The following is a 20,243-nucleotide window of genomic DNA, read 5'->3' on the forward strand; positions in this document are numbered from 1 at the left end:
GACTCGTATGAGCTGCGGACCTGTACGAGCGGAGGACCTGTATGAGCGGACACGGTGAACCCACCCTCGAGTTGGGGGATGCGGGCAAGCTGCGCCTGGCGATCGTCTCGTCGCAATGGCACGCGACGATCTGTCGGGCGCTGCTCGACGGTGCGGTGCGCGCCGCAGCCGAGCACGGCGTCGACGATCCGACGATCGTGCAGGTGGCCGGTGCCATCGAACTGCCGGTGATCGTGCAGGCCCTGGCGCGTACCCATGACGCCGTCGTCGCGCTGGGTGTGGTCATCAAGGGGGAGACCCCGCACTTCGACTACGTCTGTGACGCGGTGACCGCGGGCCTGACCCGGGTGTCGCTGGACGAGTCGACCCCGGTGGGCAACGGGGTGCTGACCACGTTCACCGAGGAGCAGGCCCTGGATCGGGCCGGTTTACCGGAATCCAAGGAGGACAAGGGCGCTCAGGCCACGACGGCGGCGCTGGCCTCGGCCCTGACCCTGCGCGCGCTGAGTCGCGGCGAGGCCTATCCCGGGTCGGTGACGACGGCCGCGGCATCGTGAACGAGGCACGACCGGAGCCCGCGGTGACCGATGCGTCGACGTCCGAGTGGGACATGGAGTACCGGTCGCGGCGCCTGCGGCTGATCGGCATCGTCGCCGCGGCGGTGGTGGTGGTCATCCACGTGACCTTCGGTCTACTGCTGACCATCTCCAACACCGGTCCGGACAACATCGGCTGGTCCGATCAGGCCGCGCTCATCTGCATCGGTCTGGTCGAGGCGTGCGCCATCATGTTGCTCGCCCGACCCCGCCTGCGGGTCGGCTCTCGTGGGGTGTCGGTGCGCAATCTGGCCACCGAGCGGCTCTTCGAGTGGGACCAGGTACGCGGACTCACCTACCCGGACAAGGGTTTCGGCGGCCAGCTCGAGCTCCCCGCCGACGAGCACGTGCCGGTGCTGGCGATCCAGGCCGGTGACGGCGCCCGCGCGATCGAGGCGATGGAACGCTACCGGGAGATCGAGCAGCTCTACCGTCGCGGCTGAGTCGGGGACACGCGATGATCGATCTCGACGCCGTGGGGCAGACCGCACTCGGGGTGGCCTATGTGCGCGCCTACGAATCGCTGCGACGTGATGCGCTGTTCGCCGACCCGTTGGCCGTTGCGTTGTTCGATTCCGCTCTCACCGATCCCGACGGCACCCTGCGGCCGATGCCGCCGGTCACCGATGCCGCGGGTCGCGAACGTCGCGGCATGTACCACTGGATCGTCGCCCGCACCCTGTTCCTCGACGAGCTGTTCCGATCGGCCGCACGCGACGGGATCGAGCAGTTCGTCATCCTCGGCTCCGGACTCGACGCCCGGGCCTTTCGGCTGGAGCTGGGACCGGCGGCGGTGGTCTACGAGCTGGACCGCCCGCCCGTGGTCGAGGTCAAGGAAGCTCTCGTCGCCGAGCACGAGCTGGTCGCCACCACCGGCCGCCGGGTCGTGCAGGCCGATCTGATCTCCGACTGGTTGCCGCCCCTGCTCGAGGCCGGCCTGCACACCGATGAGCCGACGTGCTGGCTCGCCGAAGGACTCCTGGTCTATCTGGAACCCGACGTCGCGCGGCGGGTGATCGACACCATCGGGCAGGCCAGCGCATCCGGATCACGGGTCGGGGTCACCGTCCGCTCCACGCGCCGCACACGCACCGATGGCCCCTTCGCGCAGGTGGCCGCGCTGTGGCACGAGGACCCGGGCATCGTCGGGCGTTTCACCGACACCGGGTGGACCTGTGAGCTCACCGACACCGTCTCGGTACTCGCCGCGGCGGGCCGAGCCGTCGATGCCGAGCTCGTGGGCCCGGGCACCGCCGACGACGGTTCGGCGGGGCCGTCGGCGAGTCTGCTCGCCGGCCGGTTCGAATCCCGATCCGTCGGCCGCGCCGACTAGCCTGGAACACGTGGCCGACCCGAGTACCTACCGTCCCGCGCCCGGGACGATCCCCACCGATCCGGGGGTCTACAAATTCCGTGATTCCCACGGCCGCGTCATCTATGTGGGCAAGGCCAAGAACCTTCGCTCACGGCTGACGTCGTACTTCGCCGACATCTCCTCGCTGCATCCGCGCACCCGCCAGATGGTGACCACCGCGGCGTCGGTGGAGTGGACGGTCGTCGGCACCGAGGTCGAGGCGCTGCAGCTGGAATACAACTGGATCAAGGAGTTCGATCCCCGGTTCAACGTCCGTTATCGCGACGACAAGAGTTACCCGATGCTGGCGGTCACGCTCAACGAAGAGTATCCGCGGCTGTTCGTCTATCGTGGGCCGCGGCGTCGTGGCGTGCGCTACTTCGGTCCGTATTCGCACGCGTGGGCCATCCGCGAGACCGTCGACCTGCTGACCCGGGTGTTCCCGGCCCGCACCTGCTCGGCCGGGGTGTTCAAGCGGCACGGGCAAATCGACCGGCCGTGTCTGCTCGGCTACATCGACAAGTGTTCGGCGCCGTGTATCGGTCGGGTCAGCGCCATCGAACACCGCGAGATCGTCAATGATTTCTGCGACTTCCTGGCCGGCCGCACCGACCAGATGATCAAGCGCCTCGAGCGTGAGATGGCCTCGGCCGCAGAAGCACTCGACTTCGAACGGGCGGCGCGTCTGCGCGACGACGTGGGGGCGATGCGGCGCGCGTTGGAGAAGCAGGCGGTGGTACTCGGCGACGGCACCGACGCCGACGTCATCGCCATGGTCGGCGATGAACTCGAGGTGTCGGTGCAGATCTTTCACGTCCGGGACGGTCGGGTGCGCGGTGAGCGCGGGTGGGTCGTGGAGAAATCCGATGACGACGACATCGGCGAGCAGGTCGGGCAGTTCCTCACGCAGTTCTATGGCGCCCAGGCCGATCTCGACGCGACCGTCGAGGTCGGCGAGGACCGCGAGCGCGGTGAGTCGGTGCCGCGTGAGGTCCTCGTCCCCGCGCTTCCCGCCGAGCACGAGGAGCTGACCGAGTTCCTCTCCGATCTGCGTGGCAGCCGTGTCAGTCTGCGGGTGCCGCAACGCGGCGACAAGAAGGCGTTGTTCGAGACGGTCGCGCGCAACGCGGGAGAAGCGTTGACGCAGCACAAGTTACGCCGTGCCGGTGACCTGACGACGCGGTCGGCGGCACTGACCGAGTTGCAGGAGGGCCTCGGACTCGACCAGGCCCCGCTGCGGATCGAGTGCGTCGACATCTCGCATGTGCAGGGCACCGATGTGGTGGCCTCGCTCGTCGTCTTCGAGGACGGCTTGCCCCGCAAGTCCGATTATCGGCACTATTCGATCCGCGAGGCCGCCGGCGACGGCCGCTCCGACGACGTCGGCTCGATCGCCGAGGTGACCCGCCGACGATTCCTGCGCCATCGCGCCGATCAGGCCGACGGTGTCGCCGCGCAGGTGGCGGCGCAGGTGGCCGCCGATCCCGATTCCAAGAAGGCGCGTCGATTCGCCTACCCGCCGAACCTGTTCGTCGTCGACGGTGGCGCGCCGCAGGTGCACGCCGCGGCGACCGTACTCGACGAGCTCGGCGTCACCGACGTCGCCGTGATCGGGTTGGCCAAGCGACTCGAGGAGATCTGGGTGCCCGGTGACGACGAACCGGTGATCCTGCCCCGCTCCAGCGAGGCGCTGTTCCTGCTGCAGCGGGTGCGCGACGAGGCGCACCGTTTCGCGATCACCTTCCACCGCAGCAAACGCAGCAAACGCATGACCGAGTCGGTACTCGACGGCGTCCCCGGGCTCGGACGCTCCCGGCGCACCGCGCTGGTCACCCACTTCGGCTCCGTCGCAAAACTGCGGGAGGCCACCGTCGACGACATCGCCGCGGTGCCCGGCATCGGCCCGGGGACCGCCCGGGTGGTGCACGAGGCGCTTGCCGGGGACGCGCCAGTGGCCGCCGATGCGCCGCAGGCCACCGACGATTCGGCGGCCGGACCGGGCGAGACCACACACGATGTGACGGTGGGATGGTCATGAACACGAGCAGCGGTATGAGCACGGACGGCACGAGCGGAGGCACGGATATGACCGACAGCGATCCCGCGCACGGGGCACCGGGAGGAGACGCCTCCGGTGCGCCCACCGACGGACTCGTCGTCCTGTTCGTCGCCGGCATGTCCGGCGCCGGTCGCTCCACGGTCGCCAACGTGCTCGAGGACGACGGCTGGTATGTCGCCGACAACGTGCCGCCCGCCCTGATCTCGACGATGGTCGACCTCGTCGCCGACAGCGATCCGCCGATTCTGCGGCTGGCCATGGTGTTACGCGCTTCCGACGAGAACCTCGGCGAGCAGTTGCGCACGCTGCGTGCACAACTCGCGGCCACCGGCACCCAGACGCGACTGCTGTTCCTCGACGCCAGCGATCAGGTGCTGGTCCGCCGCTTCGAGCAGGTCCGCCGTCGCCATCCGCTGCAGGGTAGTGAAACCCTGGTCGAGGGGATCGCGCGGGAGCGGGTGATTCTCGCGCCCCTCAAGGATTCCGCCGACCTCGTGGTGGAGACCTCGACGCTGACCGTCGCCAAACTGCGTGAGGTGGTGGAGGATTCGTATCCGCACGACGCGAGTTCCCGGCTCAGCGTCGCCGTGCAGTCCTTTGGGTTCAAGTACGGATTGCCGATCGACTCCGACCTCGTCGCCGATGTCCGCTTCCTGCCCAATCCGTATTGGGTGGCCGATCTGAGGGAACTCAACGGTCGCGACGCGCCGGTGCGGGAGTACGTCCTCGGACAGGACGACGCCGGTCGCTTCGTCGATCTCTACACCGAACTGATCGGTGTCGTAGGCAAGGGATATCTCCGAGAAGGCAAGCGCTACATGACCGTCAGCATCGGATGCACCGGCGGCAAGCACCGTAGTGTCGCGATCTCCGAGGAGTTGGCGCGTCGCCTGCGGGTCGCCGCGGACGACGCGGGTGCCGCGCGCTACGACGTGCGGGTCATGCACCGTGATCTGGGGCGCGAATGAGTGCATTGCGGATCGCCGCGCTCGGCGGCGGACACGGCCTGTATGCGACGCTGACGGCGATGCGCTATCTGAGCCCCCACGTGACCGCCATCGTGACCGTCGCCGACGACGGTGGGTCGTCGGGCCGGTTGCGTTCCGAACTCGGGGTGATCCCACCCGGCGATCTGCGAATGGCGATGGCGGCGTTGATGTGTGCGCCGGCAGCCCTCGACGGTCTGGCCGGGCGTCGGGACCCGGACGCCGACCGGCGGCACCACGAGTTGTGGGCGGAGACCCTGCAGCATCGTTTCGGTGGTTACGGTGCGCTCGCCGGTCATCCGGTGGGCAACCTGCTGCTGGCCGGGCTGACCGAGGTCCTCGGCGATCCGGTGGCGGCCCTCGACGAGATGATGCGTGTGTTCGACGTCGATGGTCGGGTGCTGCCGATGTCGTCGGTGCCGCTGGAGATCGAGGCCGACGTCTCCGGACTGGAATCCGATCCGCGTATCTCCCGGGTCATCCGCGGTCAGGTGGCTGTGGCGACCACCCCCGGCAAGGTGCGTCGGGTGCGACTCCTGCCCGCGGAGCCGCCGGTGTGCGAGCCGGTGATCACCGCCGTCGACGAGGCCGATCTCGTGGTCCTCGGTCCGGGCTCGTGGTTCTCCAGTGTGATCCCGCACGTCCTGGTGCCGGACTTACTGGAGGCGTTGCAGCGCAGCACTTCTCGCAAGGTGTTGATCGTGAACCTGGCGCCGGAGCCGGGGGAGACCCCGGGGTTCTCGGTGGAACGACATCTGCATGTGCTGCACGCCCACGCCGACACGTTCACGATCGATCATGTGGTCGTCGACGAGTCGTCGGTGCCCGCCGGGCGGGAGCGCGAGCACCTCGAGAGGGCCGCCGGGATGTTCGGCGCGAGCCTGGAGATCGGTGATCTCGCCATTCCCGGCCGCCACGTCCACGACCCGGCGAAAGTGGCCGGCCTGATCAAGCAACTGTGTTCGCGTGAACCGACCCGTTAGGCTGGCCCAACGTGGTTGAGCGCGGGCAGGGGAGGCCAGGGCGCGCCCTGGGGAGTACAGGCATGGGGTCCGCGGATGACAGGAGGACCCGGCGATGACAGGAGGACAGGGACCGGTGGCGATGACCGCGGCGGTGAAGGACGAATTGAGTCGGCTCGCCGTGACGCAGGTGAGTCCGCGCAAGGCCGAGGTGTCGGCGCTTCTGCGGTTCGCGGGAGGCCTGCACATCGTGGCCGGGCGCGTGATCGTCGAGGCCGAGGTCGACATGGGCAATGTGGCGCGACGGCTGCGCCGGGAGATCCACGACCTGTACGGATACACCTCCGAGGTCCACGTCCTGCGAGGCGGCGGACTACGCAAGTCGGCGCGCTACATCGTGCGGGTCACCGCCGACGGTGAGGGCCTTGCCCGACAGACCGGGCTGCTCGATCTGCGCGGCCGACCGGTCCGGGGTCTGCCCGCGCAGGTTGTCGGCGGCAGTATCGCCGACGCCGAGGCCGCCTGGCGCGGCGCGTTCCTGGCGCACGGGTCGCTGACCGAGCCCGGCCGGTCTTCGGCGCTGGAGGTCAGCTGTCCCGGTCCGGAGTCGGCCCTGGCACTGGTCGGGGCGGCCCGGCGGCTCGGGGTGTCGGCGAAGGCCCGCGAGGTGCGCGGCGCCGACCGTGTCGTCATCCGCGACGGTGAGGCGATCGGCGCGCTGTTGACACGGATGGGCGCACACGACACGCGCTTGGTCTGGGAGGAACGCCGGATGCGCCGGGAGGTGCGGGCGACGGCCAACCGCCTCGCCAATTTCGACGACGCGAATCTGCGCCGCTCGGCGCGCGCCGCGGTCGCGGCCGCCGCCCGGGTGGAGCGCGCGTTGGAGATCCTCGGCGACGAGGTCCCCGACCACCTCGCCGCGGCCGGGCATCTGCGCATCACCCACCGGCAGGCCTCGCTGGAGGAACTCGGCCAGCTCGCCGATCCGCCGATGACCAAGGACGCCGTCGCCGGCCGGATCCGCCGGCTACTGTCGACCGCGGACAAGAAGGCGCACGCCGAGGGCATCCCCGACACCGAGTCGGCGGTCACCTCGGATCTGCTCGACGAGGCGTGACCCACCGTTGTCGACCCGATCGTTCGGTCGGCGGTACGGGTGTGCCAGTGCACCCGTCGCGCTGCCCACGATCAGGCGTCCTACTAGGCTGGACCCGACGCCGGTTGGCCATGAGCCGATCGGCCACCAGGAGCGGTGCGGGCAGATGACCCCGTGCCGAGACAACCGCTAAGGAGCACACCAGTGACTGTTCGGGTAGGCGTCAACGGATTCGGCCGGATCGGCCGCAACTTCTTCCGCGCCGTCGAAGCACAAAAAGCATTGGGCACCACCGACATCGAGATCGTCGCCGTCAACGATCTGACCGACAACGCCACCCTGGCACACCTGCTGAAGTTCGATTCGATCCTGGGCCGCCTGCCGCAGGAGGTTTCCCTCGACGGCGATTTCATCGTCGTCGGCGACCAGCGCATCAAGGCCCTCGAGGTCAAGGAAGGCCCGGCGGCGCTGCCGTGGGGCGACCTCGGTGTCGACGTCGTCGTCGAATCCACCGGTATCTTCACCGCCGCGGAGAAGGCCAAGGGCCACCTCGACGCCGGCGCCAAGAAGGTCATCATCTCCGCACCGGCCTCCGGTGAGGACATCACCATCGTCATGGGTGTCAACGACGACAAGTACGACGGCAGCCAGAACATCATCTCCAACGCGTCGTGCACCACCAACTGCCTCGGCCCGTTCGCGAAGGTGCTCAACGACGAATTCGGCATCGTCTCGGGTCTGATGACCACCGTGCACGCCTACACCCAGGATCAGAACCTGCAGGACGGCCCGCACAAGGATCTGCGTCGCGCCCGCGCGGCGGCCATCAACGTGGTGCCCACCTCGACCGGCGCGGCCAAGGCCATTGGTCTGGTCCTCCCCGAACTCAAGGGCAAGCTCGACGGATACGCGCTGCGCGTGCCGATCCCGACCGGCTCGGTCACCGACCTCACCGCGATCCTGGAGAAGTCCGCGACCGCCGACGAGATCAACGCCGCGATGAAGGCCGCCGCCGAGGGTCCGCTCAAGGGCATCCTCAAGTACTACGACGCGCCGATCGTCTCCAGCGACATCGTCACCGACCCGCACAGCTCGCTGTTCGACGCCGGGCTGACCAAGGTCATCGGCAACCAGGTCAAGGCCGTCTCCTGGTACGACAACGAGTGGGGTTACTCCAACCGCCTCGTCGACCTGTCCGGCCTGGTCGGCAAGTCTCTCTGACCGACCGGTCGCTGACGAACCCAACCGTTACGGAGCAATGCTGCAATGGGTGTACCCACTCTGAAAGACCTTCTCGACGAAGGCGTTTCGGGTCGCGGTGTGTTGGTTCGATCGGATTTCAACGTCCCGCTCGACGGGTCGACGATCACCGATCCGGGCCGAATCCTCGCCTCCCTGCCGACGCTGAACGCGCTCATCGACGCCGGCGCCAAGGTGATCATCACCGCGCATCTGGGCCGCCCCAAGGGTGAGCCGGATCCGAAATACTCATTGGCGCCGGTCGCCGAGCGTCTCGGCCAGGAACTGGGCCGCAACGTCCAACTCGCCGGTGATGTCGTCGGCTCCGACGCGCTCGCGCGCGCCGAGGGACTCACCGACGGTGACGTCCTGCTGCTGGAGAACGTGCGGTTCGATCCGCGCGAGACGTCCAAGGACGAATCCGAGCGAGAGTCGCTGGCCAAGGCCTTCGTCGAACTCGTCGGTCCCGACGGCGCCTTCGTCTCCGACGGGTTCGGGGTGGTGCACCGCAAGCAGGCCTCGGTGTACGACGTCGCCAAGCTGCTCCCGCACTACGCGGGTGAGCTCGTGGCGGCCGAGGTCAAGGTGCTCTCGGCACTCACCGAGGACCCGGAACGGCCGTACGCCGTGGTGCTGGGTGGTTCCAAGGTGTCCGACAAGCTCGGCGTGATAGAGGCGCTGGCACCGAAGGTCGACACGCTGGTCATCGGCGGCGGTATGGCGTTCACGTTCCTGGCCGCCCAAGGCCATGGCGTGGGCACCTCGCTGCTGCAGGAAGACCAGATCGAGGTCTGCAAGGATCTGCTGGAGCGATTCGGTGATGTCATCCGGCTGCCCGCCGATGTGGTGGTGGCCGACAAGTTCGCCGCCGACGCGCAGTCGCAGACGGTCTCGGCCGACGCCATCCCCGACGGATGGATGGGTCTGGACATCGGGCCGGAGTCGGTGCAGCGTTTCGCCGCGCTGCTCTCGGGTGCCAAGACGATCTTCTGGAACGGGCCGTCGGGCGTGTTCGAATTCGAGAAGTTCTCCGCGGGCACCAAGGGTGTCGCCGAGGCGATCGCCGGCGCCACCAAGGCCGGTGCGTTCACCGTGGTCGGCGGCGGCGACTCCGCGGCCGCGGTGCGCACGCTGGGATTGCCGGACGACGACTTCTCGCACATCTCGACCGGTGGCGGTGCGTCGCTGGAATACCTGGAGGGCAAGGAATTGCCGGGACTGAAGGTGCTGGAATCATGAGCGGATCCCGTAAGCCGCTCATCGCGGGCAACTGGAAGATGAACCTCAATCACCTCGAGGCCATCGCGCTGGTGCAGAAGATCGCGTTTGCGCTGCCCGCCAAGTACTTCGAGAAGGTCGACGTGACGGTGATCCCGCCGTTCACCGACATCCGCTCGGTGCAGACGGTCGTCGACGGCGACAAGTTGCTGCTGACCTACGGTGCCCAGGACCTGTCGGCGCACGATTCGGGTGCCTACACCGGCGAGATCAGCGGGGCGTTCCTCGCCAAGCTCGGGTGCACCTTCGTCGTCGTCGGACATTCGGAGCGGCGCACCATGCACGCCGAGACCGACGAGGTGGTGCTCGCCAAGACCAAGGCAGCGCTCAAGCACGGTCTGACGCCGATCGTCTGCATCGGTGAGGGACTCGACATCCGGGAGTCCGGCGAGCACGTCGCCTACAACGTCGCGCAGCTGAAGGGCTCGTTGGCGGGGCTGTCGGCCGAGGACATCGCGAAGGTCGTCATCGCCTACGAGCCCGTGTGGGCGATCGGTACCGGTCGGGTGGCCAGTGCCGCCGACGCGCAGGAGGTCTGCGCGGCGGTGCGTACCACACTCGCCGAGATCGCCGATGCGTCGACAGCCGCCTCGGTGCGGGTGCTCTACGGCGGATCGGTGAACGCCAAGAACGTCGGCGACATCGTCGGCCAGACCGATGTCGATGGGGCACTGGTCGGCGGCGCGTCCCTGAAGGCCGACGAGTTCTCCACGTTGTCGGCGATCGCCGCGGGCGGCCCCCTGCCCTGAGCGCTCGCTCAAACGCGTACACTGGTCGAGCCGGTCGCATTCCTCGTGAGGTGACCGGCTCGACCATGTCGTCGGCCCCTGGCCGGACGCGACTCGATTCCAACCGACAAGGATCTGCCTGACGTGCTCGAAACAGTTCTGGACATCGGCCTGATCATCACCAGTGTGCTGCTGGTGATCCTGGTTCTGCTGCACCGGGGTAAGGGCGGTGGCCTGTCGTCGCTCTTCGGTGGCGGTGTGCAATCGAGTCTGTCCGGCTCGAGCGTCGTCGAGCGCAACCTCGACCGGTTGACGATCTTTGTCGGATTGGTGTGGTTCATCTTCATCATCGGTATCGGCGTCGACATCAAGCTGTCCGCCTGACCCGACACATTTCTCTCGACCCGATGCGGCTACGGCCGCATCGGGTCGAGTGCTTTCTGTGTACCCGACTTTCTGTGCACCCGAGATGCCCACCCGAGATGCCACCGTCACGCGCAGCCGCAATACTGGGGCAATGACCTCTCCTTCGCGCGGTGCCCCGGACTGGCGTCCTTCCATCTCGATCGTCGACCACATCGTCGTCGACGACGAGGGCCGCACCCTCACCGAACCGCTGCGTGAGGACATCCGATTGCTCGGCGGCATTCTCGGTGACATGGTGCGCGAACACTCGGGGGCGGAGGTCTTCGACCTCGTCGAGTCGGCGCGGGTGGCGGCGTTCAAGATCCGGCGGGCCGAGATCGATCGCGACGAGTTGGCTGATCTGTTCGTCGATCTCGACATCTCGGTGGCGATGCCGATCATCCGCGCGTTCAGCAACTTTGCGCTGTTGGCCAACCTGGCCGAGGACATCCACCGTGAACGCCGGCGGATGATTCACGTACGGGCCGGCGACCCGCCTCAGGACAGTAGCCTCGACGCCACATACGCCAAACTGGCCGAGGCCGGTCTCGGCGATGACGAGGTGGGTGATGCGCTCGCCGACGCGACGGTGGTGCCGGTGATCACCGCCCATCCGACAGAAACGCGCCGGCGGTCGGTGTTCGAGGCGCAGAACCGGATCACCGAGCTGATGCGATACCGGTCGCGGACCGAACTGACGCCCGCCGAGGAGGCGGCGGTCACCGAGGGAATCCGGAGGCAGATCCTCACGCTGTGGCAGACCGCGTTGATCCGCCTCGAGCGGCTCACCATCCAGGACGAGATCCGTTCGGGCCTGCGCTATTACGACGCGTCGTTCTTCGAGGTCGTGCCCAAGATCAACACCTCGGTGCGGGCCGCGTTGCGGTCGGCGTATCCGAACGCCGGTCTGGCCGACGAGCCGATGCTGCGGATGGGCTCGTGGATCGGCGGTGACCGCGACGGCAATCCGTTCGTCACCGGCGAGATCGTGGAGATGGCAACGACTCTCGCGGCGCGCACGGCGATCGGCAACCACCTGTCGGAGCTCGAGGCGCTCGCGCAGGAACTGAGCATGTCGACCCGGCTCATGACGACCTCCGACGCGGTCTACGAACTCGCCGGTGTGCCCCGCGAGGACGCGGCCGCCGACGAGCCGTTCCGTCTTGCATTGCGCCACATCCGTTCTCGGTTGGTCGCCACCGCGACCGGGCTGTTCGGTGAGGAGGTGATGAAGACCTCGGATCTGTTCCTGCTCGACGGTGCCGACGCCTACTCGACCGCCGACGAACTGCTCGCCGACCTCGACGTCATCGATGCCGGACTCCGCGCCGCCAACGACGACATCATCGCCGACGACAGGCTACTGCGGCTGCGGGAGTCGGTGCGCACCTTCGGTTTCCATCTGTCCGGGCTGGACATGCGGCAGAATTCCGACATGCACGAGGACGTCATCGCCGAACTGCTGGCGTGGGCCGGCGTGCACCCGGACTACCGGTCGCTGGACGAGGCCGAGCGGGTCGAGATCCTTACCAATGAACTCGCCGCCCGGCGGCCGCTCACCCGGCCCGATGCCGAGTTGTCCGAGTTGGCGACCAAGGAACTCAACATCGTCCGTGCGGCCGCGACCGCGGTGGCGCGGTTCGGACCGCAGTCGGTGCCCAACTACATCATCAGCATGTGCACCTCGGTCAGCGACATGCTCGAGCCGATGATCCTGCTGAAAGAAGCCGGGCTGATCGACATCGACGGCGACACCGGGAAACTCATCTCGACGGTTCGAATCGTCCCACTGTTCGAGACCATCGAGGATCTGCAGCAGGGCGCAGAAACCCTGTTGGCCGCCTTGGACATCCCGCTGTACCGCGACCTCGTCGACGGGCAGTCGGGCATGCAAGAGGTCATGCTCGGCTATTCCGATTCCAACAAGGACGGCGGCTACATGGCCGCGAACTGGGCGCTCTATCGCGGCGAGCTCGATCTCGTCGAGGCCGCGGCCAAGGCCGGAATCCGGTTGCGGCTCTTCCACGGTCGCGGTGGCACCGTCGGCCGCGGTGGGGGACCGAGCTACGACGCCATCCTGGCCCAGCCGCCGGGCGCGGTCCAGGGGTCGCTGCGCATCACCGAGCAAGGTGAGATCATCGCCGCGAAATACGCCGAACCCGTCAGCGCCGAACGCAATCTGGAGACGTTGCTCGCCGCGACCATCGAGTCGTCGCTGCTCGACGTCGAGGGACTCGGGGACGAATCCGAGGACGCCTACACCACTCTCGACGAGATCGCGGCGCTGGCCCGCTCGGCCTACAGCGCGCTGGTGCACGAGACACCGGGATTCGTGGAGTACTTCACGACGTCGACACCGCTGTCGGAGATCGGTGCACTCAACATCGGCAGCCGTCCGGCGTCGCGTAAACAGACCGAGAAGATCTCCGATCTGCGGGCCATCCCATGGGTGCTGTCGTGGACGCAATCCCGCGTGATGCTGCCGGGCTGGTACGGCACCGGCGCTGCCTTCGAGCAGTGGGTCGGCGACGACGCGGACCGTCTGGCCACCCTGCAGCGGTACTACGAGAAGTGGCCGTTCTTCCGCACCGTGATGTCGAACATGGCGCAGGTACTCGCCAAGTCGGACATGGGACTCGCACATCGGTACGCCCAGCTCGTGCCTGACGAGCAGTTGCGCGACACCGTCTTCGGGATGATCGTCGACGAGCACGAACGCACCATCGCGATGTACTCGAAGATCACCGGTACCAACGATCTTCTTGCCGACAACGCGGCACTCAAACGGTCGGTGTACAACCGCTTCCCGTACCTCGAGCCGCTGAATCTGCTACAGGTTGAGCTTCTGCGTCGGTTCCGCGCCGGTGACGATTCACCGCGAATCCGCCGAGGGATCCAGCTGACGATGAACGGTTTGGCGACCGCACTGCGCAACAGCGGCTAGTGGCGCGAGTTTGAAGTTGTTGGACGGTTGGCTTTTTCCAGGATCTGTTCGGCGGTTTTGGTCCAGACGAATGGGTGGGCTCTGGGGTTCCATCCGTCGATGAACGCGCGGATTTTGGTGTTGAGGTCTTTGACGGAGGTGAACACTCCGCGGCGAATCGCTTGGCGTTCGATGATGCCGAACCAGACCTCGACGAGGTTCATCCAGGAGGCGTGTGTTGGGGTGAAATGCACGATGACCCGAGGATGCTCGGCAAGCCACTTCTTCACGTTGGCATGTTTGTGAGCTGCATAGTTGTCCATCACCAGGTGTAAGTCGACCGGATTACCGGTGTCATCGACGGTGTCGCGGTAGGCCCGTTCGACCTGCTTGAGGAAAGCCAGGAACTCTTGGTGGCGATGCTTGGGCTTGAGTGCGGCGGTGACTTTCCCGGTCGCGATATCGAGGGCAGCGAACAAGGTGGTGGTGCCGTGCCGGTAGTAGTCATAGGAGCGGCGTTCGACCTTGCCCGGTTGCATCGGCAGGATCGGCACCGTTCGATCCAACGCTTGAATCTGGGACTTCTCGTCAACGCAGAGCACGATCGCGTTCTCCGGCGGATTCAAGTACAAGCCGCAAATGTCGGTGACCTTGCCCACCAACTCCGGGTCGGTGGAGAACCGAAACGACTCGGCCTTGAACGGTTTGATCCCATACGCTCGCCATGCTCGGGCGACCGAGGCGTCGGAGATTTTCAGCTTCTTCGCCAGCAGCCGAGTCGACCAGTGCGTCACCCCAAGGCTTTTCGGCGGTGGCGTGAGCGTGGCGACGATAATCGCATCCCTATCGAGCCGTCGCGGCCGCCCAGAGCGAGGACGATCAGTCAGGCCAGCCAGACCGCGCTCAAGGTAGCGCTCGCGCCACGCGATCACCGTCGTCGGCGACGCGTCTACCAACTCCGCGATCCGCCGATTCGCCACACCATCAGCAGCAAGCAGCACCATCCGCGCCCGCTTCGCCGCCGACGCCTGCACCGTGCCCGAGCGAGTCCACGACTCCAGCACCTCACGATCACCATCACTCAACATCAACGCCGCAGCAGGACGATTCGCCATACCCCATTATCACAACAAACAAACCGTTCAAGCAATTACGACGCGAGCCACTAGGTCCTCGGTCGAGGTGCTTTTTCCTGGTGGTCGAAGTGCCTTCCCCCGATGGTCGAGGTGCCTTTCCTGGTGGTCGAGGTGCGACGAGCGCAAGCGAGGAGCCTCGAGACCTCTTGCACCGCAGCTGGTTCCGCCCACAGACATAGAGACCGTCACCGCGGATACGTGACAATCACCTGCCCCGTCCGTCGGCTCCGCCACTCCACCCTCCGATCCAGAAGGAGCGTCGGCACCCACTCGGCCAGATGTTTGCGCTGATGATCAGCCCGACACAACAGGATCAGGTCACCGAGCACCGTCCAGCCTCCGGCCTCGGGGTCGGTGTGGTTGAAGGGTCGCCAATGATCGAGGTCGCACAGGTGTGACGGCATCCCGCAGTACGGGTATCGGCACCACGCATCATTGGCCAACACCTCAGCGCGCAATGTCGCGCTGGGTGCATAGGTCAATGCCCCAGGAGGTGGCACGGTGTGACCACCGTGTCCGGTCGGATCCGCGGGCGGGGCCTGTGCGCGGTCGGCGATCTGCGGGATCAACGGCCCAGCCGTGCGCACGGATTCGGGGTAATGGATGGTCTTGGCCACCTCGGCGAGGGTGGCGGCGTAGTCGCGGTCGATCGATCCGTATCCCTGCAACCGCGGTACGAGAATCCCGTCCGGGTCCTTCAACACGGTCAGTACGGGTGCGCCGGGTACGACCAGGGCCCGTCCGAACGCCACCGCCACCTCATCCGGCGTCGGCTCATCCATGGGGTCGGGGATCTCGGGTTCGACGACCGGCTCGACCAACTCAACCAACTCGACTGCGGGAGCGTCGGCGTCGGCAGATTCGGGTAGCAGGTCGTCCCACGCTGCCGCATCCTCGGCGTCAGAGGGTGTTTCGGCCGAGTCCCTGTTGACGGCATCGCTGCCTTTCGTGCAGTCGTCCTGCCCGCATTCGCAGTCGAGTCGGGCTCCGGGCACGCCGGTGATCTCCCCGAGGGCGATCACCCGCACTGGCCCGACGCGTCGCGGGTCCTTACGGCAGGTCCGTTCATCGATCAGGGCGTTGATCTGGGTTGTGAGGAACACCCCGTAGTGGGCGGGGACGACCGCATCGAGGGCGGAGTGCCCAGCAACATCGGGGGTGATGGTCACATTTCCGACCAGATCGGTGATGGTGTCGCGTTCCTCGATCACACTGTCGGGGTTCATCGAAATCAGTGCGGCGTCGAGTTGTTGCGAAAGCACCGGGTCGGTGGTGGCGCGGGACCCGTAATCCAGGACGATCTCTTCGAACGACATCTCCTCGTTCTCCCCGGCCTCGACGGTGTCGGTGTCGGTGGTGTCGATATTCTCGCCACGCTGCGCGGCCCGCGCCATGATCGAAGCCCGATTCGTCGACAGTTCCCCGTTCAGATAGGCGGCACGGATCAGCGGGAACTTCTCCAACAGCTCCGCCAACGCCACCCAACTCCCGGCTTTGCTACGGGAGACCTTGAACTGCAACGACACCTCGGCCCGGCCGAGTCTCTCGGCATGCTCGACCACCGACCCCCACACACCGGTCTCGGGCCGCCCGGCCAGATGCTCACGAAACACCCGCTCCGCCAACGCAGCGGCAGCCAGCACCGTCCGGGCCTCGTATTTGCGGGCCTCGCGGAGCAGGTCCGGGCCGGTCTCGGTGAGCTCATCGCGCGACATGGCTGTGATCGCGGCAGCGTCGGCATCCGGATCGGTGAACGTCAATGTGGTCGACATCCGAACAACCTCCCCTCCCGCGATCGGACTTGATGAGAACGAGTGTACGAAGGGGTACCGACAAAACCGGCCCGGCGGAGATGGGGCCGTCAAAATCTGTGGACAACTATTTTCAACTCATCGACTGGGCGCTCGATTACGTCGAGCGGGTAGTGGATGTGGTTGCGATGCTTGTCATCTCGCCGGGTCTCGAGGCTCGCCGCATGCGGCTCACACCTCGACCACCGGGGAAGGGGGAAGCGTCGGTCAGGAAACGCGCCGTCGTTCTACCCCGGACCTTTCCATCCGATGGTCGAGGTGCCGAGGAGCGCCAGCGACGAGCCTCGAGACCCTCTCGCCGATAGGTATTCTCATCACCCGCGAATCGAAACCTGCACCGTGGCAGGCAGTCTCGAGGCCCGGCGCCTGGTCGCCGAGCACCTCGACCGCCGGGGAAGGGGCGGACATCGGATGGCGGAAACGTCGCTCCAACCCCGACGGGGTTTCAGGCGTCGGGGAGAGCGGAGGCCGCGGCGTGGTCGAGGAACCAGACGGTCTCCTCGGTGCCGTGGGCTCCGGCGCAGGGCCAGTCGGCAGGGTCGGCGCCGGCGTGAGCTGCGGCGACCGCTTGTGCTTTGTCCTCACCGGCGACGAGAAACCACACCGCCTTGCTGCGGTTGACCACCGGCAGCGTGAGGGTGATCCGCCGCGGCGGTGGTTTGGGGGAGTCCTCCACGGCGACAACGGTCTTCTGCGTCTCTGCGGTGGCGGCAGTGTGCGGGAACAGGGAGTTGATGTGTCCCTCGCCGCCCATGCCGAGCAGGTGGAGATCGAATTGCGGGGACACATCGGCTCCCGCGTTCGCCAACAGGGTGGCGGCGTAATCGGCTGCCGCGGCGTCGATGTCGTCACCGAACTCGCCGTCCGACGGTGCCATCGGATGTACCCGGGCCGGATCGACCGGCACATGGTCGAGCAGCGCGTCCCGGGCCTGTCCGTAGTTGCGTTCCGGATCGCCGGTCGGGACGAATCGGTCATCGCCCCAATAGATGTCAACCTTGGACCAGTCGATGTCACCGCTGTCGTCGGCGAGGGACGCCAGAATCGCGATGCCGTTGCTACCACCGGTCAGCACCACCGACGCAACCCCACGAGCGCGCTGAGCGGCACCGATCAGATCGACGAACCGACGTGCCGCGGTGTCGACCAGAGTCTGCTTGTCATCGAAAACCAGTGTCTCGGTGGTCATGCCGGTTGTCCTTGCTGGCTCAGTTCGACGGCGCCACGAAGTGCCTGCTCGAAGACCTCGTCGGTATCGAGGCGGCGCAGTTCCTCGGCGAGATACACGGGCAGATCACGGTTGGTCATGGCGACCCGACCATCGGGCTTGCCGGGCACCGAGATCACCGCGTTGCCGTTCTGATCGATCGACAGGACCGTCGCGCCGTGGTCACGCAACAGCCGGACCTCGAAACTTCCGATCGACCGGGTGGTGGGTACGCCGAGCGCCGAATACAGCCATCCCGCAAGTAATTCGATGCCCGGGGACTGGGCCGGTCCGGTGACCACCACCGACTGGATCGGTGTGTGCGGCGGGCGATCGATCGCCGACGCGAGCAGCGCACGCCAATGCGTGATCTGGGTCCACGCGAGATCGGAGTCACCGGGGGAGTAGGTCGCCAGCCTGCGTTCGAGAACACTCTCGGGATGCGTGGACTTGCTGGCGTCGAGGATGCGTCGTCGACCGATCCGGCCCATCGGGTCGGCGGACGGATCCTCGGGTGCCGCGCCCGGCCACCAGACGACGATCGGGCAGTCCGGCAGCAGGAACGGCGTCACGACGCTGTGCGGTTGATCGGCGAGTGGCCCGGACATCGACAGGATCACCACCTCCGATGCGCCCGCGTCACCGCCCACCCTGATCTGCGCGTTGAGCAGCGACTCGCCCTTTCTGGAGCCGCACGCCAGCACGATGACCCGGCTGGGATGTTCGCTGCTGGCGCCGATCGCCGCTTCCACGGCGGCCTCGGTGGGTTCGCCGTGTTCGGCCACCACGACGAGGGTCAGCACGCGGCCGAGGCTGATCGCGCCACCGGACTCGCGGATCTCGACCATCTTCTTGGCGACGTCGTTGGTCGAGGTCTCGGGCATCTCGATGATCATCGGGGTCCTCTCACATCGGTCGTCACGGTCGGCGCCATGCGCGGCCGGTCCGGGCCATCATGTCGTCAGCCGACTTCGGGCCCCACGTCCCGGCTTCGTAGGTGTCGGGCTTACCCGACTCCGCCCAGTTCTCGAGGACGGGATCGAGGATCTCCCAAGCCAATTCGACTTCGTCGTTCACCGGGAACAACGACGGCTCACCGAGCAGCACGTCGAGGATGAGGCGTTCGTAGGCTTCCGGTGATGCCTCGGTGAAGGCCGTTCCGTAGCTGAAGTCCATGTTGACGTCGCGGACCTCCATGCTCGACGCCGGCACCTTGGACCCGAAACGCAGTGTGATGCCCTCGTCGGGCTGCACCCGGATCACCAGTGCATTCTGCGACAGCTCCTCGGTCATGGTCTTGTCGAACGGCAGGTGCGGCGCCCGTTTGAAGACCAAGGCGATCTCGGTCACCCTGCGGCCCAACCGCTTTCCGGTCCGCAGATAGAACGGCACACCGGCCCAGCGCCGCGAGTCGACCTCGAGGGCGATCGCCGCATAGGTCTCCGTGGTCGAGTCGGCCGCAAACCCCTCCTCGTCCTTGAGTCCCGGGACCTTCTCGCTACCCTGCCAGCCCGGGCCGTATTGACCGCGGGCGGTGTTCTCCTCGATCGGCAGGATGTTGCGGGTCGCCGACAGTACCTTGATCTTCTCGGCCTGTAATTGCTTGGGCTCGAAGGAGATCGGCTCCTCCATCGCCACCAGTGCCATCAGCTGCAGCAGGTGGTTCTGGATGACGTCGCGGGCGGCGCCGATCCCGTCGTAGTAGCCGGCGCGGCCACCGAGTCCGATGTCCTCTGCCATGGTGATCTGGACGTGGTCGACGTAGTGAGAACTCCACAGCGGATCGAACAGCTGATTGGCGAACCGCAGCGCGAGGATGTTCTGAACCGTCTCCTTACCCAGATAGTGGTCGATGCGGAACACCGACGACTCCGGGAAGACGGCGTTCACAATGCCGTTGAGGTCTTTCGCCGACTGCAGATCGTGGCCGAACGGTTTCTCGATGACCACCCGACGCCAGTGGTCATCACGTTCTTCGGCCAGACCGCTGCGCTGCAACTGCTCGCACACCGTCGGGAAGGCCTTCGGCGGAATCGACAGGTAGAACGCATGATTGCCGTCGGTTCCGCGCTTGTTGTCGAGATCGGCCAGCGTCGACTTGAGTCGCGCGAACGCCTCGTCGTCGTCGAACGACCCCTGTACGAAGCGGAATCCCTCGGCCAGTCGCTCCCAGACCTCCTCGCGGAACCCGGTGCGCGCATGCTGACGGACCGCGTCGTGCACCACCGTGGCGAAATCCTCGTCGTCCCAATCACGCCGGGCGAAGCCGACGAGAGCGAACGACGGTGGCAGCAAACCGCGATTGGCCAGGTCGTAGACCGCGGGCATCAACTTCTTGCGCGCGAGATCACCGGTCACGCCGAAGATGATCAGACTGCACGGGCCGGCGATGCGCGGTAGCCGCTTGTCACGCGGATCCCGAAGTGGGTTACGCCATTTCGTGGGACCGCCGGTAGGCAC

General features: G+C 66.7%; 17 protein-coding genes. 12 read left to right on the forward strand and 5 right to left on the reverse strand.

Annotated features, from left to right (window positions below):
- Positions 1 to 41 precede the first annotated feature (41 nt).
- The 12 genes from ribH (at position 42) to ppc (ending at position 13,650) form a co-directional block, all read left to right on the forward strand.
- Positions 42 to 557, forward strand: coding sequence for a 6,7-dimethyl-8-ribityllumazine synthase (gene ribH / locus AC5ZH6_RS12020; RefSeq protein WP_006370284.1), 516 nt, complete (start codon positions 42 to 44; stop codon positions 555 to 557).
- Positions 554 to 1,039, forward strand: coding sequence for a PH domain-containing protein (locus tag AC5ZH6_RS12025; RefSeq protein WP_006370286.1), 486 nt, complete (start codon positions 554 to 556; stop codon positions 1,037 to 1,039). Before ribH ends, AC5ZH6_RS12025 begins: the two co-directional genes overlap by 4 nt.
- 14 nt (positions 1,040 to 1,053) lie before the next feature.
- Positions 1,054 to 1,929: an SAM-dependent methyltransferase gene (locus AC5ZH6_RS12030; protein ID WP_014359936.1), complete on the forward strand. Its 876-nt coding sequence runs from the start codon at positions 1,054 to 1,056 to the stop codon at positions 1,927 to 1,929.
- A 10-nt stretch (positions 1,930 to 1,939) separates the two neighbouring features.
- Positions 1,940 to 3,988 carry an excinuclease ABC subunit UvrC gene (uvrC, locus tag AC5ZH6_RS12035; protein WP_020171407.1) on the forward strand — a complete coding sequence of 683 codons (2,049 nt, stop codon included), beginning with the start codon at positions 1,940 to 1,942 and terminating at the stop codon, positions 3,986 to 3,988.
- 47 nt (positions 3,989 to 4,035) lie between these two features.
- The gene (rapZ, locus tag AC5ZH6_RS12040) at positions 4,036 to 4,977 is read left to right on the forward strand and encodes an RNase adapter RapZ (RefSeq protein ID WP_006370290.1); all 942 of its coding nucleotides are present in this window, start codon (positions 4,036 to 4,038) and stop codon (positions 4,975 to 4,977) included.
- Positions 4,974 to 5,978: a gluconeogenesis factor YvcK family protein gene (locus tag AC5ZH6_RS12045; RefSeq protein WP_006370291.1), complete on the forward strand. Its 1,005-nt coding sequence runs from the start codon at positions 4,974 to 4,976 to the stop codon at positions 5,976 to 5,978. Before rapZ ends, AC5ZH6_RS12045 begins: the two co-directional genes overlap by 4 nt.
- A gap of 121 nt (positions 5,979 to 6,099) precedes the next feature.
- Entirely contained in the window at positions 6,100 to 7,077 is a 978-nt protein-coding gene (whiA, locus tag AC5ZH6_RS12050) for a DNA-binding protein WhiA (RefSeq protein WP_170320206.1), read from the forward strand.
- 183 nt (positions 7,078 to 7,260) lie between these two features.
- Complete coding sequence (gene gap / locus AC5ZH6_RS12055; RefSeq protein ID WP_014359939.1) at positions 7,261 to 8,277, forward strand: type I glyceraldehyde-3-phosphate dehydrogenase; 1,017 nt, start codon at positions 7,261 to 7,263, stop codon at positions 8,275 to 8,277.
- A 45-nt stretch (positions 8,278 to 8,322) separates the two neighbouring features.
- Positions 8,323 to 9,534 carry a phosphoglycerate kinase gene (locus AC5ZH6_RS12060; RefSeq protein ID WP_014359940.1) on the forward strand — a complete coding sequence of 404 codons (1,212 nt, stop codon included), beginning with the start codon at positions 8,323 to 8,325 and terminating at the stop codon, positions 9,532 to 9,534.
- Entirely contained in the window at positions 9,531 to 10,322 is a 792-nt protein-coding gene (tpiA, locus tag AC5ZH6_RS12065; RefSeq protein ID WP_006370295.1) for a triose-phosphate isomerase, read from the forward strand. Before AC5ZH6_RS12060 ends, tpiA begins: the two co-directional genes overlap by 4 nt.
- 123 nt (positions 10,323 to 10,445) lie before the next feature.
- On the forward strand, positions 10,446 to 10,685 hold the full coding sequence (gene secG, locus AC5ZH6_RS12070) for a preprotein translocase subunit SecG (protein ID WP_006370296.1): 240 nt from the start codon (positions 10,446 to 10,448) through the stop codon (positions 10,683 to 10,685).
- Positions 10,686 to 10,818: 133 nt separating this feature from the next.
- The gene (gene ppc / locus AC5ZH6_RS12075) at positions 10,819 to 13,650 is read left to right on the forward strand and encodes a phosphoenolpyruvate carboxylase (protein WP_006370297.1); all 2,832 of its coding nucleotides are present in this window, start codon (positions 10,819 to 10,821) and stop codon (positions 13,648 to 13,650) included.
- Here the strand turns inward: ppc and AC5ZH6_RS12080 are convergent.
- The 5 genes from AC5ZH6_RS12080 to zwf form a co-directional block, all read right to left on the reverse strand.
- Positions 13,647 to 14,744 carry an IS630 family transposase gene (locus tag AC5ZH6_RS12080; RefSeq protein ID WP_496169053.1) on the reverse strand — a complete coding sequence of 366 codons (1,098 nt, stop codon included), beginning with the start codon at positions 14,742 to 14,744 and terminating at the stop codon, positions 13,647 to 13,649. The genes ppc and AC5ZH6_RS12080 overlap by 4 nt on opposite strands.
- A gap of 206 nt (positions 14,745 to 14,950) precedes the next feature.
- On the reverse strand, positions 14,951 to 16,537 hold the full coding sequence (locus AC5ZH6_RS12085; RefSeq protein WP_496169054.1) for an HNH endonuclease signature motif containing protein: 1,587 nt from the start codon (positions 16,535 to 16,537) through the stop codon (positions 14,951 to 14,953).
- A 484-nt stretch (positions 16,538 to 17,021) separates the two neighbouring features.
- The gene (gene pgl, locus AC5ZH6_RS12090; RefSeq protein ID WP_288337535.1) at positions 17,022 to 17,765 is read right to left on the reverse strand and encodes a 6-phosphogluconolactonase; all 744 of its coding nucleotides are present in this window, start codon (positions 17,763 to 17,765) and stop codon (positions 17,022 to 17,024) included.
- The gene (locus AC5ZH6_RS12095) at positions 17,762 to 18,679 is read right to left on the reverse strand and encodes a glucose-6-phosphate dehydrogenase assembly protein OpcA (protein WP_006370300.1); all 918 of its coding nucleotides are present in this window, start codon (positions 18,677 to 18,679) and stop codon (positions 17,762 to 17,764) included. Before AC5ZH6_RS12095 ends, pgl begins: the two co-directional genes overlap by 4 nt.
- 22 nt (positions 18,680 to 18,701) lie before the next feature.
- The gene (gene zwf, locus AC5ZH6_RS12100) at positions 18,702 to 20,243 is read right to left on the reverse strand and encodes a glucose-6-phosphate dehydrogenase (protein ID WP_020171405.1); all 1,542 of its coding nucleotides are present in this window, start codon (positions 20,241 to 20,243) and stop codon (positions 18,702 to 18,704) included.

It is taken from the genome of Gordonia sp. YC-XJ4 (assembly GCF_059511865.1).

Coding starts and splice junctions, on each gene's coding strand:
- whiA (WP_170320206.1), top strand. CDS start 6,100: ATGACCGCGGCGGTGAAGGACGAATTGAGTCGGCTCGCCGTGACGCAG.
- AC5ZH6_RS12085 (WP_496169054.1), bottom strand. CDS start 16,537: ATGTCGACCACATTGACGTTCACCGATCCGGATGCCGACGCTGCCGCG.
- pgl (WP_288337535.1), bottom strand. CDS start 17,765: ATGACCACCGAGACACTGGTTTTCGATGACAAGCAGACTCTGGTCGAC.
- AC5ZH6_RS12095 (WP_006370300.1), bottom strand. CDS start 18,679: ATGATCATCGAGATGCCCGAGACCTCGACCAACGACGTCGCCAAGAAG.
- ribH (WP_006370284.1), top strand. CDS start 42: ATGAGCGGACACGGTGAACCCACCCTCGAGTTGGGGGATGCGGGCAAG.
- AC5ZH6_RS12030 (WP_014359936.1), top strand. CDS start 1,054: ATGATCGATCTCGACGCCGTGGGGCAGACCGCACTCGGGGTGGCCTAT.
- rapZ (WP_006370290.1), top strand. CDS start 4,036: ATGACCGACAGCGATCCCGCGCACGGGGCACCGGGAGGAGACGCCTCC.
- AC5ZH6_RS12060 (WP_014359940.1), top strand. CDS start 8,323: ATGGGTGTACCCACTCTGAAAGACCTTCTCGACGAAGGCGTTTCGGGT.
- tpiA (WP_006370295.1), top strand. CDS start 9,531: ATGAGCGGATCCCGTAAGCCGCTCATCGCGGGCAACTGGAAGATGAAC.
- ppc (WP_006370297.1), top strand. CDS start 10,819: ATGACCTCTCCTTCGCGCGGTGCCCCGGACTGGCGTCCTTCCATCTCG.
- AC5ZH6_RS12045 (WP_006370291.1), top strand. CDS start 4,974: ATGAGTGCATTGCGGATCGCCGCGCTCGGCGGCGGACACGGCCTGTAT.
- AC5ZH6_RS12080 (WP_496169053.1), bottom strand. CDS start 14,744: ATGGCGAATCGTCCTGCTGCGGCGTTGATGTTGAGTGATGGTGATCGT.